9 protein-coding genes and 3 rRNA genes are annotated in these 15,055 nt (G+C 65.7%); 4 read left to right on the top strand and 8 right to left on the bottom strand.

The features are described 5' to 3' along the window. Positions 1–479: 479 nt before the first annotated feature. The 3 genes from KO717_RS19580 to KO717_RS19570 all read right to left on the bottom strand — a co-directional run bounded on the left by KO717_RS19580 (position 480) and on the right by KO717_RS19570 (position 3,529). Positions 480–1,865 carry a cell filamentation protein Fic gene (locus KO717_RS19580; RefSeq protein ID WP_301369559.1) on the bottom strand — a complete coding sequence of 462 codons (1,386 nt, stop codon included), beginning with the start codon at positions 1,863–1,865 and terminating at the stop codon, positions 480–482. 181 nt (positions 1,866–2,046) lie between these two features. After that, positions 2,047–2,559, bottom strand: coding sequence for an Imm21 family immunity protein (locus KO717_RS19575; RefSeq protein WP_301369558.1), 513 nt, complete (start codon positions 2,557–2,559; stop codon positions 2,047–2,049). A 28-nt stretch (positions 2,560–2,587) separates the two neighbouring features. Beyond that, positions 2,588–3,529 carry a quinone oxidoreductase family protein gene (locus KO717_RS19570; RefSeq protein ID WP_301369557.1) on the bottom strand — a complete coding sequence of 314 codons (942 nt, stop codon included), beginning with the start codon at positions 3,527–3,529 and terminating at the stop codon, positions 2,588–2,590. 93 nt (positions 3,530–3,622) lie between these two features. Here KO717_RS19570 and KO717_RS19565 point away from each other — a divergent pair, with 93 nt between their 5' ends. The 3 genes from KO717_RS19565 to KO717_RS19555 are packed head-to-tail and all read left to right on the top strand — an operon-like array spanning position 3,623 to position 5,306. Further along, entirely contained in the window at positions 3,623–4,054 is a 432-nt protein-coding gene (locus KO717_RS19565; RefSeq protein ID WP_301369556.1) for a MarR family winged helix-turn-helix transcriptional regulator, read from the top strand. Between the two features lie 35 nt (positions 4,055–4,089). Further along, the gene (locus KO717_RS19560) at positions 4,090–4,611 is read left to right on the top strand and encodes a putative immunity protein (protein WP_301369555.1); all 522 of its coding nucleotides are present in this window, start codon (positions 4,090–4,092) and stop codon (positions 4,609–4,611) included. Between the two features lie 17 nt (positions 4,612–4,628). After that, complete coding sequence (locus tag KO717_RS19555; protein WP_301369554.1) at positions 4,629–5,306, top strand: Uma2 family endonuclease; 678 nt, start codon at positions 4,629–4,631, stop codon at positions 5,304–5,306. Between the two features lie 93 nt (positions 5,307–5,399). Here KO717_RS19555 and rrf read toward each other — a convergent pair. The 4 genes from rrf to KO717_RS19535 all read right to left on the bottom strand — a co-directional run bounded on the left by rrf (position 5,400) and on the right by KO717_RS19535 (position 11,617). Further along, positions 5,400–5,516: ribosomal RNA gene (gene rrf / locus KO717_RS19550) — 5S ribosomal RNA — on the bottom strand. 76 nt (positions 5,517–5,592) lie between these two features. Continuing rightward, positions 5,593–8,715: ribosomal RNA gene (locus KO717_RS19545) — 23S ribosomal RNA — on the bottom strand. Between the two features lie 281 nt (positions 8,716–8,996). Beyond that, positions 8,997–10,521 (bottom strand): 16S ribosomal RNA (locus tag KO717_RS19540). The 16S, 23S and 5S rRNA genes sit together here, the layout of an rRNA operon. Before the next feature lie 559 nt (positions 10,522–11,080). Continuing rightward, a complete protein-coding gene (locus KO717_RS19535; protein ID WP_189972381.1) occupies positions 11,081–11,617 on the bottom strand; it encodes a MarR family winged helix-turn-helix transcriptional regulator in 537 nt (178 codons plus the stop codon). A gap of 113 nt (positions 11,618–11,730) precedes the next feature. Between KO717_RS19535 and KO717_RS19530 the strand changes: the two genes are divergently transcribed. Then, positions 11,731–13,059: an MFS transporter gene (locus KO717_RS19530; protein ID WP_301369553.1), complete on the top strand. Its 1,329-nt coding sequence runs from the start codon at positions 11,731–11,733 to the stop codon at positions 13,057–13,059. 95 nt (positions 13,060–13,154) lie between these two features. Here KO717_RS19530 and KO717_RS19525 read toward each other — a convergent pair whose 3' ends face one another. Beyond that, a complete protein-coding gene (locus KO717_RS19525; protein ID WP_301374617.1) occupies positions 13,155–14,969 on the bottom strand; it encodes an ATP-binding SpoIIE family protein phosphatase in 1,815 nt (604 codons plus the stop codon). Positions 14,970–15,055 lie beyond the last annotated feature (86 nt).

Here is a 15,055-nt window from a genome sequence, read left to right as displayed (position 1 = left end):
TTTGTACTCACCCTCTCGGGCTTTCCTCCGGGCTTTCGTTCTGTTCTTGCGTTTCCGACTCTATCAGACTCTTTCGTGTCCGACTTCCTCGGTGCTTTCCAGGTTTTCGCTTTCGCGCTTTCCCTTTCCGGCGGTTCCGACTCTATCAGAAGTTCTCCACCGGATTTCCCGGCTTCGGATTCCTGAAGAATCGAGTGCACCCCACACAGAATTGCATTCGTTGGGGGGTGGGCTGCCGAACTTGTCCAGTTCGAGGCAACCGTTTGACTCTACAACCCGGCCTGGGGGGTGTCAAAACGGCCCGCAGCCCCGGCCGCGGGGCTTCCCCTGGAGGCCGGCCCGGGCCAGCAGCGCTTCGGCCTGTTGCCTGGTCAGGGGCTCCTCCGCCGAGCGGGCCGGCACCCCGGGCGGCTCGTCCCTGACGTGCGCGGCAGCTGTGACTGCGCGCCTCAGTTGGCGACCTTCGCCAACTGAGGCGCTCACCTCGATGCCAAGCCGATCGAGTCAGCGGTGTGGCGCCGGGTCTCCGCAAGATGGATGTTGATGTAGCGGACGAAGATCAGCGGGTCCTGGGGATCGTCGGCCTGGAAGGTGATGCGTCGCAGGAGGCTGACGCCGTCGAGTGCGATGCCCTCGCGGGCCAGGATGAAGACGAGGGTGAGGAAGGCGGAGCGGGCGTTGCCGTCGTCGAAGGGATGGAAGAAGCAGACGTCGAGAGAGGCGCGGGCGGCGCGGGCGGTCAGACCGAGAGGTTGGCCGGTGTCGGGTGCACTCCCGGCCAGGCACGTGTCGAGGCGGGCACGTGTGTCCGGACCGATGCCGTAGCGCTCCCTGCTCCCCTTGGCGAAGGCGGGCGAGTTGCGGAACCGTGGCGGCTGCGTGGTGCCCAGAACCTGCTGCTGCCAGCTGCTGAGCAGTGCGAAGTCGAGCCGCGCTCCGCGTGCCGCGTCGGCTCGGAGCAGTTGCAGGGCACTGAGCAGGCCTTCGGCTCGGGCAGGGGCGATGGCACCGTCGAAGGCCCGGATGTCCTCCGCCACGCCGTCGCGAAAGGGCACCACCGGTCCGTCCATGCCACCGTCGGGGATCTCGTGCCACGGCACCGATTCACGTACCGCGAGCCAGCGCTGCAAGTGGTCTTGAGTCGGCGCGACTGCGCGGGGCCGGCCGTCGGACGGCTGCAAAGAGAGCGCAAGCTGCTCCGCGACGTCGTCGACCAGCACCGTGTCAGGACCGGTCCAGCTGTGGAACCGTCCCCCGATCGCCTCGTCGACCAGGCCCCGGGCCACGTCGGGCGCGACTCCCCAGCGATCGAGGAACCAGGTGAGCACTTGTCGGCAGTGGCCGTGCCAGCCGCTGCCGCACCCGGTGCGGTCGACGACCTGAAGGATCAGATTCCTCGCCGCGCGCTCCCACAAGATCCGCTGGTCCTCGATGTCGGTCAGGTCCAGCGGGTACGCCTCGAACCAGCCGGCGAGGTACTCCAGCCACTCGCGCCACTCACGCAGGGCCGCCTCGACACGGGCCAGTGTCGCTTCCGGCGTCGTGATCGAGTCCCGCGGGCAGCACCAGTTTCCTACCGGTCCACCGTCGAAATCCCCCTCGTCGTGCGACCAGCGCCACCCGACGCTCCAACGCCCGTACTGCTGAACAAGGGCATACGACATGGCGTCGGCCCAGGACTCGGCCTCGCCACGACTCCAGGTGCTCATCGCGGGATCCCCTAAAGGGACATCCGGGCGGACAGGCACACATCCGGCCGGGCCGAGTGAGCGCACCGTCTGCGCCACGGACGCACCGTCGAAGGCTTGACGGGAGGGGTCCACGTCGTCCCAGGTCAGGAAGCTAGGAGCCAGCTCAACGATCACCGCGCAAGCCTGCCCTGCCCACCCGGCGCCCCATAGTGGTTTTTCCCGCTCAGGAGCGCGACGGGCCCCTGTCGTCACCTCCGGCGCACAGCCCCGCCAACTCAAGCGCTCACCCCGCACCGAGTTCGGCATCCACGTCCACGGACCGCAGGGCAGGCCCCCGAATGGAGGTCCGGAGGCGCTACGGCAACGGGAGCAGCCGGACCAGATGGAAGGCCGTCTCCGCATTCGGCCGGGCCGATGCGGCCCGGACCTCGTACCGGCCTGCCGCCAGCTCCACCCGTGTGTGGTTGTCGGGCTCCACCTCGGCGCCCGGCCATGCGGAGTCGAACAGCACGACCGGCCCCGGCACGTCCCAGACCTGGCCGTCCTCCCAGGCGGCATCCTCCAGCGCCGCCTCGACGCTGCCCAGCAGCTCCGCTTCCGACTCGGCCGCCACCCACCGTACGAAGACCCCGTGCTCCGGGAGGAACGCCGTCGACGCGGGCTCGTCACCCAGTACCAGCGCGTACGACGGGCCCACCGCGAGCAGTCCGGTGTGGCCGACGACCGCACAGGCCCTGTCGTAGTCGGATTCCGGCCCTTCGCTGTCCGCCCCCTCCCACCGGGTCAGCACCTCAGCCGGCACCACGACCAGCGGCCCCCCGCCGGACTCCACCCAGTCGACCAGTCCCGGATCCGCATATCTCGTCATGGCGCGAGGTTAGATGCCGAATCCCCGCTCAGGGGACCAGAACGACCTTGCCGAGGTTCCGGCGCTGCTCGATGACCGCGTGTGCGCGGGCGGCCTCGGCGAGGGGGATCTCCTCGTGCACGGCCGTACGCAGGGTGCCCGCGGCGCGCAGCTGCCACAGCTCGCGCAGCCAGCGCGCGTACAGTTCGGGCTTGCCGGTGGCGACGGCCCGCATCTGGAAGCCGATCAACGAAGCGCCGCGGACCAGGAGTTCGTACGCCTGCACCGTGCCACCGCCGGAGCTGAAGGCCACCAGGCGGCCGCCCGTCGCCAGGGCCCGTACGGCGGGTCCGAGCAGGTCGCCGCCGACGCCGTCCAGGATCACGTCGTACGGACCGTCCCAGTCGGCGTCCCCGTACAGGACGACCTCGTCGGCGCCCAGGCCGCGGACGAAGTCGGCCTTGTCCGCGCTGCTGACGGCCGCTACGACGCGTCCCGCCCCGCCGGCCTTCGCGTACTGGAGGGCGAGCGTTCCCACGGCGCTCGCCGCCGCCGTCACCAGGACCGACTCGCCGGGCTCCATGCGCCCGGCCTCGTACGCGCCGCGGGCGACCAGCCCGCTGCGGACCAGGGTGACCGCCTCCACGGCGCCGGCGTCTGCCGGGATCCGGGAGGTCATGGCGGTGTTGAGCACCGCGTACTCGGCGTAGGCGTCGGCGAAGCACAGTCCGGTGACGCGTTCCCCGGCGGTGAAGCCGGTGACGCCCGGGCCGGTGGAGACGACGGCCCCCGCCACCTCGCCGCCGAGCGGGACGCGCTCACGGCCCTCCCGTACCTCCCTGACCTCCCTCACCTTGCGCACGGTCGGCAGGGTCACACCGACCGCCTCGACCCGGATCAGCAGTTCGCCGGCGCCCGCCGCGGGTACGTCGGCCTCCTCGGCGAACAGCACCTCCGGCCCACCGTCGACCTCATGGCGAATGCGCAGCACAGGACCTCCCCGACCCCGACAATTTTCATTGGATTCCCCAACGATAAAGTGAAAGTCATGGGGATGTCCAACGACTTTGGGTAGGGTGGGCCCATGACCTCGGCCCTCCAGCACATCCAGTCCCTGCCCTCCTGGCTCGTCGGCCGCGTCGCGGCCCGCGGCCGCGAGCTGGTCGCGGCGGCGGTCGCCGCGGAGGGACTGAAGCTCATGCACCACGCGGTGCTGGCCGCCACCGCCGAGTACGGGCCCGTCGCCCAGGCCGACTTGGGCCGCCGGCTCGCCGTCGACCCCAAGGACATGGTCGGCATGCTCAACCACCTTCAGGAGGCGGGCCTCGTACTGCGCGCCCCGGACCCCGACGACCGCCGCAAGAACGCCGTCACCATCACCCCGGCAGGGACCGCGGTACTCGCCCGCTGCGCGGCTCTGGCCGAAGCCGCCAACGCCGAGTTCCTCGCCCCGCTCAGCCCGGCCGAACGGGAGCACCTGATGGCCCTGCTGACCCGGCTCCACGAAGCCCCGTAGGTCCGCCGAACGCCGATCACGCGAATGATGGCCCGATGGACGAGGTGACCATCAGCGAAGAAGACCGCCGCCAACTCGGGCTCTGGGCCGCCGATTGCGTCAAGCGGGCCCTCCCGTTGTTCGAGGCGAAGGCCCCCGCCGACCCACGCCCTCGCGAGGCGATCGAAGGCATCCGGGCCTTCGCGCTCGAGGGCAAGCGGACCGCGAAGCTACGTTCCCTCGCCTGGGCGGCCCACGCCGCGGCGCGCGAGGTCGACGACCCGGCGGCCACGGCTGCCGCCCGCGCCGCATGCCACGCGGCAGCGACCCCGTACATCCACCCGCCGGCCACCCCGCACCAGTCGAAGCACGTACTGGGGCCCGCGGTGTACGAGGCTCTCGCGCGTGAGCTCGCCGCGGACGATGACACGGGCGCCGCCGACGAGGAGATCCGATGGGCGATCGAGCACGCCCCGCCGGAAGTACGCGCACTGCTGCGCCGGATGCCGGCTCGCAGCCCCGGTCGCAGTCGGCTGGACACTCTCTACTACGAGCTCGACGCCGCCCTGCGCCGCTGAGTGCCAGCCGGGCCTACGTGGGGGGACCTGCCGACGAGGCCGAGGCCTTACCGCCGCCGGGCTGGATAGGCTGGTCGAGCACCCACCAGGAGGACATCATGGGCGACCTCACCCCCGAGCAGATGCGCCGCATGCACGACTTCGCGGAGCAGCTCGCGGAGCTGGCCGAGCACCAGGAGGACCAGTGGAAGGTGCAGACCACCGACGGTCAGATCTTCCTCACGATGATGAGCCCCACGGCTCCGCACGGACTCAATGTGGTGCGCCTGCGCCGACAGATCGAGGCGCAGACCCCAGAGGTCATGGCGCTCAACGACACGAACATGGGCGACCCTCAGACAGGCCTCACCAAGGTCCCCGATCTCATGGTGATCGCCGAAGAGGACACCGATGACACAGCGAAGGTCGTCAACTCCCGTGATGTCCTGATGGTGGTGGAAGTCGTCTCGCGCACGAACTCCCTCACCGACATCCGCGACAAGCTGCACGACTATCCCAGGATGGGTGTCCCCCTGTACGTCGTCGTGGACCCCCGCAAGGACAAGCGGACCGTCACCGTGCACAGCGACTCCTCGGCAGGGCCCGACGGCACCCGGTACCGCAAGACGGTCCCCTACTCCTTCGGGGACGTCGTCACCGCCGGCCGCTGGACCCTGGACACGAGCACCCTCAAGAGCTACCCCGCGGACTGGTGAGGCCGCGGCCACAGGTTCGGCCGGCTTCGTATTCCGGCCCCTGAACGCAGAAAAGCCCCGCACCATAAGGTGCGGGGCTTTCCCACAATGATTGTTCGGCGGCGTCCTACTCTCCCACAGGGTCCCCCCTGCAGTACCATCGGCGCTGAAAGGCTTAGCTTCCGGGTTCGGAATGTAACCGGGCGTTTCCCTAACGCTATGACCACCGAAACACTATGAAATTTGAACGCTGGCATGAACACAGCTGTTCGTTATTTCAGAACTAACACAGTGGACGCGAGCAACTGAGGACAAGCCCTCGGCCTATTAGTACCAGTCAGCTTCACCCGTTACCGGGCTTCCACATCTGGCCTATCAACCCAGTCGTCTACTGGGAGCCTTACCCTCTCAAGGAGGTGGGAATACTCATCTTGAAGCAGGCTTCCCGCTTAGATGCTTTCAGCGGTTATCCCTCCCGAACGTAGCCAACCAGCCATGCCCTTGGCAGGACAACTGGCACACCAGAGGTTCGTCCGTCCCGGTCCTCTCGTACTAGGGACAGCCCTTCTCAATATTCCTACGCGCACAGCGGATAGGGACCGAACTGTCTCACGACGTTCTAAACCCAGCTCGCGTACCGCTTTAATGGGCGAACAGCCCAACCCTTGGGACCGACTCCAGCCCCAGGATGCGACGAGCCGACATCGAGGTGCCAAACCATCCCGTCGATATGGACTCTTGGGGAAGATCAGCCTGTTATCCCCGGGGTACCTTTTATCCGTTGAGCGACGGCGCTTCCACAAGCCACCGCCGGATCACTAGTCCCGACTTTCGTCCCTGCTCGACCCGTCGGTCTCACAGTCAAGCTCCCTTGTGCACTTACACTCAACACCTGATTGCCAACCAGGCTGAGGGAACCTTTGGGCGCCTCCGTTACCCTTTGGGAGGCAACCGCCCCAGTTAAACTACCCATCAGACACTGTCCCTGATCCGGATCACGGACCGAGGTTAGACATCCAGCACGACCAGAGTGGTATTTCAACGGCGACTCCACAACCACTGGCGTGGCTGCTTCAAAGTCTCCCACCTATCCTACACAAGCCGAACCGAACACCAATATCAAACTGTAGTAAAGGTCCCGGGGTCTTTCCGTCCTGCTGCGCGAAACGAGCATCTTTACTCGTAGTGCAATTTCACCGGGCCTATGGTTGAGACAGTCGAGAAGTCGTTACGCCATTCGTGCAGGTCGGAACTTACCCGACAAGGAATTTCGCTACCTTAGGATGGTTATAGTTACCACCGCCGTTTACTGGCGCTTAAGTTCTCAGCTTCGCAACCCCGAAAGGTCACTAACCGGTCCCCTTAACGTTCCAGCACCGGGCAGGCGTCAGTCCGTATACATCGCCTTACGGCTTCGCACGGACCTGTGTTTTTAGTAAACAGTCGCTTCTCGCTGGTCTCTGCGGCCACCCCCAGCTCACGGAGCAAGTCCGATCACCAGTGATGGCCCCCCTTCTCCCGAAGTTACGGGGGCATTTTGCCGAGTTCCTTAACCATAGTTCACCCGAACGCCTCGGTATTCTCTACCTGACCACCTGAGTCGGTTTAGGGTACGGGCCGCCATGAAACTCGCTAGAGGCTTTTCTCGACAGCATAGGATCATCCACTTCACCACAATCGGCTCGGCATCAGGTCTCAGCCTTAATGAGGGACGGATTTGCCTACCCCTCGGCCTACACCCTTACCCCGGGACTACCACCGCCCGGGCTGGACTACCTTCCTGCGTCACCCCATCGCTTACCTACTACAAGTCTGGTTCGTCGGCTCCACCACTTTCCTTTCCCCGAAGGGTCCGGAACGGCTTCACGGACTTAGCATCGCCTGATTCGATATTGGGCGTTTCAAAGCGGGTACCGGAATATCAACCGGTTGTCCATCGACTACGCCTGTCGGCCTCGCCTTAGGTCCCGACTTACCCTGGGCAGATCAGCTTGACCCAGGAACCCTTAGTCAATCGGCGCACACGTTTCTCACGTGTGTATCGCTACTCATGCCTGCATTCTCACTCGTGAACCGTCCACAACTAGCTTCCGCTGCTGCTTCACCCGGCACACGACGCTCCCCTACCCATCACAGCGGGCGTTGGCCCTATTGCTGCAATGACACGACTTCGGCGGTACGCTTGAGCCCCGCTACATTGTCGGCGCGGAATCACTTGACCAGTGAGCTATTACGCACTCTTTCAAGGGTGGCTGCTTCTAAGCCAACCTCCTGGTTGTCTCTGCGACTCCACATCCTTTCCCACTTAGCGTACGCTTAGGGGCCTTAGTCGATGCTCTGGGCTGTTTCCCTCTCGACCATGGAGCTTATCCCCCACAGTCTCACTGCCGTGCTCTCACTTACCGGCATTCGGAGTTTGGCTAAGGTCAGTAACCCGGTAGGGCCCATCGCCTATCCAGTGCTCTACCTCCGGCAAGAAACACACGACGCTGCACCTAAATGCATTTCGGGGAGAACCAGCTATCACGGAGTTTGATTGGCCTTTCACCCCTAACCACAGGTCATCCCCCAGGTTTTCAACCCTGGTGGGTTCGGTCCTCCACGAAGTCTTACCTCCGCTTCAACCTGCCCATGGCTAGATCACTCCGCTTCGGGTCTAGAGCGTGCAACTCAATCGCCCTATTCGGACTCGCTTTCGCTACGGCTTCCCCACACGGGTTAACCTCGCTACACACCGCTAACTCGCAGGCTCATTCTTCAAAAGGCACGCAGTCACGACCGTCATTCCGAAGAATGACGGCGACGCTCCCACGGCTTGTAGGCACACGGTTTCAGGTACTATTTCACTCCGCTCCCGCGGTACTTTTCACCATTCCCTCACGGTACTATCCGCTATCGGTCACCAGGGAATATTTAGGCTTAGCGGGTGGTCCCGCCAGATTCACACGGGATTTCTCGGGCCCCGTGCTACTTGGGAGATGAGCAAGCAAGCCGCTGATGTTTCGTCTACGGGGGTCTTACCCTCTACGCCGGACCTTTCGCATGTCCTTCGACTACATCAACGGTTTCTGACTCGCCGACCGGCCGGCAGACCGATCAAGCTCATTCCCACAACCCCGCATGCGCAACCCCTGCCGGGTATCACACGCATACGGTTTGGCCTCATCCGGTTTCGCTCGCCACTACTCCCGGAATCACGGTTGTTTTCTCTTCCTGCGGGTACTGAGATGTTTCACTTCCCCGCGTTCCCTCCACACTGCCTATGTGTTCAGCAGTGGGTGACAGCCCATGACGACTGCCGGGTTTCCCCATTCGGACACCCCCGGATCAAAGCTCAGTTGGCAGCTCCCCGGGGCCTATCGCGGCCTCTCACGTCCTTCATCGGTTCCTGGTGCCAAGGCATCCACCGTGCGCCCTTAAAAACTTGGCCACAGATGCTCGCGTCCACTGTGTAGTTCTCAAACAACGACCAGCCACCCATCACCCTGCTCTCGAAGAGAACAAGTTCACTGGGGCCGGCACTGAAGACAGACCTTACGGCCGTACCTTCAGGACCCAACAACGTGCCAAGCATCTCCGTTCGTCCGTCTCCTCTTTCCACGCCGAAGCAGTACTCGAGAACCATCAGACCGAAGATGCCAACTAATCAACGTTCCACCCATGAGCTGACCGTGCAGAACGTTTGTCTGCAATCGGTACTGTGCTCCTTAGAAAGGAGGTGATCCAGCCGCACCTTCCGGTACGGCTACCTTGTTACGACTTCGTCCCAATCGCCAGTCCCACCTTCGACAGCTCCCTCCCTTACGGGTTGGGCCACCGGCTTCGGGTGTTACCGACTTTCGTGACGTGACGGGCGGTGTGTACAAGGCCCGGGAACGTATTCACCGCAGCAATGCTGATCTGCGATTACTAGCGACTCCGACTTCATGGGGTCGAGTTGCAGACCCCAATCCGAACTGAGACCGGCTTTTTGAGATTCGCTCCACCTCACGGTATCGCAGCTCATTGTACCGGCCATTGTAGCACGTGTGCAGCCCAAGACATAAGGGGCATGATGACTTGACGTCGTCCCCACCTTCCTCCGAGTTGACCCCGGCGGTCTCCTGTGAGTCCCCATCACCCCGAAGGGCATGCTGGCAACACAGGACAAGGGTTGCGCTCGTTGCGGGACTTAACCCAACATCTCACGACACGAGCTGACGACAGCCATGCACCACCTGTATACCGACCACAAGGGGGGCACTATCTCTAATGCTTTCCGGTATATGTCAAGCCTTGGTAAGGTTCTTCGCGTTGCGTCGAATTAAGCCACATGCTCCGCCGCTTGTGCGGGCCCCCGTCAATTCCTTTGAGTTTTAGCCTTGCGGCCGTACTCCCCAGGCGGGGAACTTAATGCGTTAGCTGCGGCACCGACGACGTGGAATGTCGCCAACACCTAGTTCCCAACGTTTACGGCGTGGACTACCAGGGTATCTAATCCTGTTCGCTCCCCACGCTTTCGCTCCTCAGCGTCAGTAATGGCCCAGAGATCCGCCTTCGCCACCGGTGTTCCTCCTGATATCTGCGCATTTCACCGCTACACCAGGAATTCCGATCTCCCCTACCACACTCTAGCTAGCCCGTATCGAATGCAGACCCGAGGTTAAGCCTCGGGCTTTCACATCCGACGTGACAAGCCGCCTACGAGCTCTTTACGCCCAATAATTCCGGACAACGCTTGCGCCCTACGTATTACCGCGGCTGCTGGCACGTAGTTAGCCGGCGCTTCTTCTGCAGGTACCGTCACTTTCGCTTCTTCCCTGCTGAAAGAGGTTTACAACCCGAAGGCCGTCATCCCTCACGCGGCGTCGCTGCATCAGGCTTTCGCCCATTGTGCAATATTCCCCACTGCTGCCTCCCGTAGGAGTCTGGGCCGTGTCTCAGTCCCAGTGTGGCCGGTCGCCCTCTCAGGCCGGCTACCCGTCGTCGCCTTGGTGGGCCATTACCCCACCAACAAGCTGATAGGCCGCGGGCTCATCCTTCACCGCCGGAGCTTTCAACCCCCGCCCATGCAGGCAGGAGTGGTATCCGGTATTAGACCCCGTTTCCAGGGCTTGTCCCAGAGTGAAGGGCAGATTGCCCACGTGTTACTCACCCGTTCGCCACTAATCCACCCCGAAGGGCTTCATCGTTCGACTTGCATGTGTTAAGCACGCCGCCAGCGTTCGTCCTGAGCCAGGATCAAACTCTCCATGAATGTTTACCCGTAATCGGGTGCACACATCACTTAGAGCGGGCACGTCATGTCGGAATAAGACCGACGCGCCACAACGTCCTCGCTGTGTTTGTTGCCTGCCAGTGCTCCACAAGGAAGCCCGACAGGTCTTTTTCAAAGGAACCTCATCCACCGAAGTGGACGGGGTATCAACTTCTGGCGTTGATTTTTGGCACGCTGTTGAGTTCTCAAGGAACGGACGCTTCCTTTGTACTCACCCTCTCGGGTTTTCCTCCGGGCTTTCGTTCTGTTCTTGCGTTTCCGACTCTATCAGATCCTTTCGGGCCTGACCCCCAGTCAGCGGGGTTTGTCTTCCGGGTTGTTGGGCCCTTCCGACTCCTGAACTCTAGTGGATTTCCCCGGCGATTCATAATCGGCCTTCGGAAAGGAATTCGGGCATGCCGAATTCGTTCCCGGTGGGAGATCGTGCTGAGTTGGGTGCCGCAACGAGGCGGCGGGATTCGTTGTCGCCAAAACCTTCCGGCTCTGGGACAACTCGAAGAACCTTACGGACCTACGGGGCTCGTGTCAACCCCGGTGGTCAGCTGGGTGACTGGAGGTCTTCCACGCGCTCCAGCAGGCGGGCGAGCATGTCGCCGAGCACCCCGCGCTCCGCGGTGGAGAGGTCCTGGAGGAGGTCCTCCTCGAAGACCGTGGCCGCGCGCATCGCGTCCAGCCACTTGCTGCGGCCCTCGTCGGTGAGCTCCACGATCACGCGGACCCGGTTGGACTCGTCCCGCTCGCGGGTGACCAGGCCCTCCGCGGTCATGCGGTCGATCCGGTGGGTCATCGCCGCCGGCGTGAGGCCCAGCTGCTTCGCCAGTTCGCTCGGGCCCATCCGGTAGGGGGCGCCGGAGATGACGAGAGCCTTGAGGACCTCCCACTCCGCGTTGCTGATGCCCAGGGCCGCCGTCTGGCGGCCGTACGCGACGTTCATGCGGCGGTTCAGGCGGCTCAGCGCCGAGACGACCTTCTCGACCTGGGGGTCCAGGTCCTGGAACTCGCGCTGATAGACGGCGATCTGTTCGTCGAGGCTCGGCTCGTGGACGGGCGCAGTGCCGTCGGGGGTGTCACCCATGGGTCGAAGTATCGCACGAGCTCGTTGGCATCTAACTCCTTCGGTGTGTACTGTTAAGGCTTGAAGTTTAGGTATGAAGTCTTCAGGCTTCAGGTCTCAAAGGCAGGTGAGAAGTGACCAAGGTGATGGGCGCTGCGATGCGGCGGATCCAGGCCGGGAACGCGCTGACCGCGTTCGGCATCGGCTTCACGGTTCCGTTCCTCTACATCTATGTGGCGCAGGTGCGAGATCTGGGTTCCATGGCCGCCACGTGCGCGTTCGTGGCCTTCGCCCTGGGCGCTCTCGTCGCGCTGCCCTTCACCGGTCGGGTCATCGACCGACGTGGTCCGGTGCCCGTGGTCATCGGGGCGGCCGTCACCGCCTCGGTCGGTGCGCTCTCCCTCGGGCTCTCCACGGGCATCGCGGGGATCCTCGTGTCCGCCCTGGCGCTCGGCGCCGGGCAGGCCGTGATGCAGCCCGCGCTGGCCACGATGATCGTGTGGTGTTCCACGCCGTCCACCCGGACCCGCGCCTTCGCCCTGCAGTTCTTCATGCAGAACCTGGGTCTGGGCATCGGCGGTCTCATCGGCGGCCAGATCGTCGACGAGAGCCGGCCCGGCAGCTTCACCCTGCTGTTCGGCATCGAGGCCGTGATGTTCCTGGTGCTGGCCGGCGTGATCGCCACCGTGCGTCTGCCGCAGGTGCAGGGGTTCAAGGACGCCCGGCCCAAGGACACGGCACAGGCGGGCAGCGGCTGGAAGCGGCTGCTCCGGCACAAGGCCATGGTTCAGCTGTGCGTGCTGGGCTTCGTGGTGTTCTTCGCCTGCTACGGACAGTTCGAGTCGGGTCTGGCCGCCTTCGGTACCGAGGCCGCCGGGATCTCCCCCTCCACCCTCGGCTTCGCGCTCGCGGCCAACACCGGTGCGATCGTCGTCGCCCAGTTCGTGGTGCTCAAGCTGGTCGAGAAGCGCCGCCGGTCCCGGGTGATCGCGCTCGTCGGGCTGATCTGGACCGTGGCGTGGCTCATCGCCGGCTTCTCGGGTCTGGGGCACGGCAGCGCCATGATGGCCGCCGCCGCGTTCATCACCACGTACGCGCTCTTCGGCATCGGCGAGGCGATGCTGTCGCCGACCCTTGCGCCTCTGGTGGCCGACCTGGCGCCCGAGGGCTCGGTGGGTCAGTACAACTCGGCCTTCGCGCTGGTCAAGCAGATGGCGCTGGCGCTGGGGCCGCTCGGGGTGCCGCTCGGTGCGGGGGTTCCGATGCTCTACATCGGGGTCTTCGTGCTCGTGTCGCTCGGGATCGCCGCTCTCGCGCTGCGGCTCGGCAGGCGGCTGAGCCCGATGCAGGACAACCCGTGGGTGGCGAGCCGGGTCGTGGCGCAGGGTGGCCCCGTTGCCGAGAGCGCCGAGGCCGCCGAGAGCTCCGCCGAGGACGTCGTCGTGGAGCGCGTGCCCGCGTAGGTCCGTACGACCGTACGGCCGTACGTATATATGTGCGGGAAGCAGGAAGGCCCCGGTCCGGGTGGATCGGGGCCTTCCTGCTTCCCGCTGTCCGGCTACTTGTCCGGCAGGGCGAACTCGCACCAGACGGCCTTGCCGCCGCCCGGAGTGCGGCGGGAGCCCCAGGAGGAGGCGATCGTCGCGATGATCGAGATGCCGCGGCCGGTCTCGTCGGCCGGTTCGGCGCGGCGGCGGCGCGGGAGGTGGTCGTCCCCGTCGGTGACCTCGATGATCAGCCGGCGGTCGGTGCGGCGCAGCCGTAGGCGCATGGGCGGCGTGCCGTGCTGGAGGGAGTTCGCGACGAGCTCGCTGGCGGCCAGGACGCCGAGGTCGCAGAGCTCCACGGGGAACCGCCATGAGGCGAGGACGCCCTGGGCGAAGGCCCGGGCGCGCGGGGCCGCCTCGATGCCGCCGAGGAGTTCCAGGGCGGCGTTGTGGAAGAGCTCTGCGTCCGATCCGGTGCGGGCCGGCTGCTGGAGGACCATCACGGCGACGTCGTCGTCGTGATCGGCGTCCACGCCGAGGGCACGCATCAGGCGGTCGCAGATGACGGCCGGGGTGCCCTGGGCGCCGGAGAGGGCGCGTTCGAGAGCGGCGACGCCCTCGTCGATGTCCTCGCCGCGGCGTTCGACCAGTCCGTCGGTGTAGAGGACGGCGGTGGAGCCGGGGCCGAGGGCGATGGTGCCCGAGGTGTGGAGCCAGCCGCCGGTGCCGAGCGGTGGGCCGGTGGGGTCGGCGGCTCTGCGTACGGTGCCGTCCTCGTCGCGGACCAGGATCGGGAGGTGGCCGGCGGAGGCGTACGCGAGCAGCCCCTCGTTGGGGTCGTGGACGGCGTAGACGCAGGTGGCGATCTGGCTGGCGTCGATCTCGGCGGCGAGGCCGTCGAGGAGCTGGAGCACCTCGTGCGGGGGCAGGTCGAGGCGGGCGTAGGCGCGCACAGCCGTGCGCAGCTGGCCCATGACGGCGGCGGCGCGCACGCCGCGGCCCATGACGTCGCCGATGACGAGGGCGGTGCGGCCGGCGCCGAGGGTGATGACGTCGTACCAGTCGCCGCCGACGGCTGCCTCGGTGCCGCCGGGCTGGTAGGTGGCGGCGATGCGCAGGTCGTCGGGCTGTTCCAGCTCCTGGGGGAGGAGGGAGCGCTGGAGGGTGACGGCGGCCTCGCGCTGGCGGCGCTCGCTGGCGCGGAGGCGCTCGACGGCTTCGGCGTGGTCGGTGACGTCGGCGAGGTGGATCAGGACGCCGGTGTGGTGGGGGTCGGGCTCGCCGTCGGTGTCGGACTTGGGGAACTCGACGGGGGTGCAGGTGACGGTGTACGAGCTGCCGCCGCCCGGTGCGGTGCGGTTCTTGGCGGTACGGGACTTGCCGCTGCGCTGGACCTGGTCGAGGAGCGGGAGGAGGCCGAGCTCGCCGAGTTCGGGGAGGGCCTCGTGGGCCGGGGCGCCGGGGGTCCGGGCGCCGAAGCCGGTGGTGTAGGCGTCGTTGACGTAGGCGACGCGGTGCTCGGGGCCGTGGACGAGGGCGACCAGGGCCGGGAGCCGGCCGAGGACCTCGCGTACGGAGAGCTCGTCGAGGGAGGGCACGGCGGTGAGGACGCCCGTCCGCCGGGGCGGTGACGCGGCCGGGGACGGGGCCGGGGGCGTGCCGGTGCCGGTGCCGCTGCCTCCGCCGCTTCCGGTCCCGGAGACCGTGGGGTCGGCGGGCCGGCCGTCGGCGGGTGCGGACCGCTCGGCTCCGGGGTCGGCGCGGCCGCCGCGGGCTGCCGGGACCGCGCCTTCACCTCGCTTGGCCTGGGCGGCGGCGTGTTCGGACCGGGCGGCGGCGCGGCGCTGCGTTCCGGGAAACCGGGCGCTCCAGCGCGTGAAGTTCACTGCGTTCAAGCCTCGTGGTGTCGCGAGTGGTCGCTGTGTCGCTCGTGGGCGGTCGCTGACTGGACGATGTCACTCTGTGCAGGGGT

The sequence above is a fragment of the Streptomyces xanthophaeus genome (genome assembly GCF_030440515.1).
Taxonomy (GTDB): domain Bacteria; phylum Actinomycetota; class Actinomycetes; order Streptomycetales; family Streptomycetaceae; genus Streptomyces; species Streptomyces kutzneri.
Note: the sequence above shows the minus strand (reverse complement) of the source record. Positions and strands in the feature narration are given on the sequence as shown.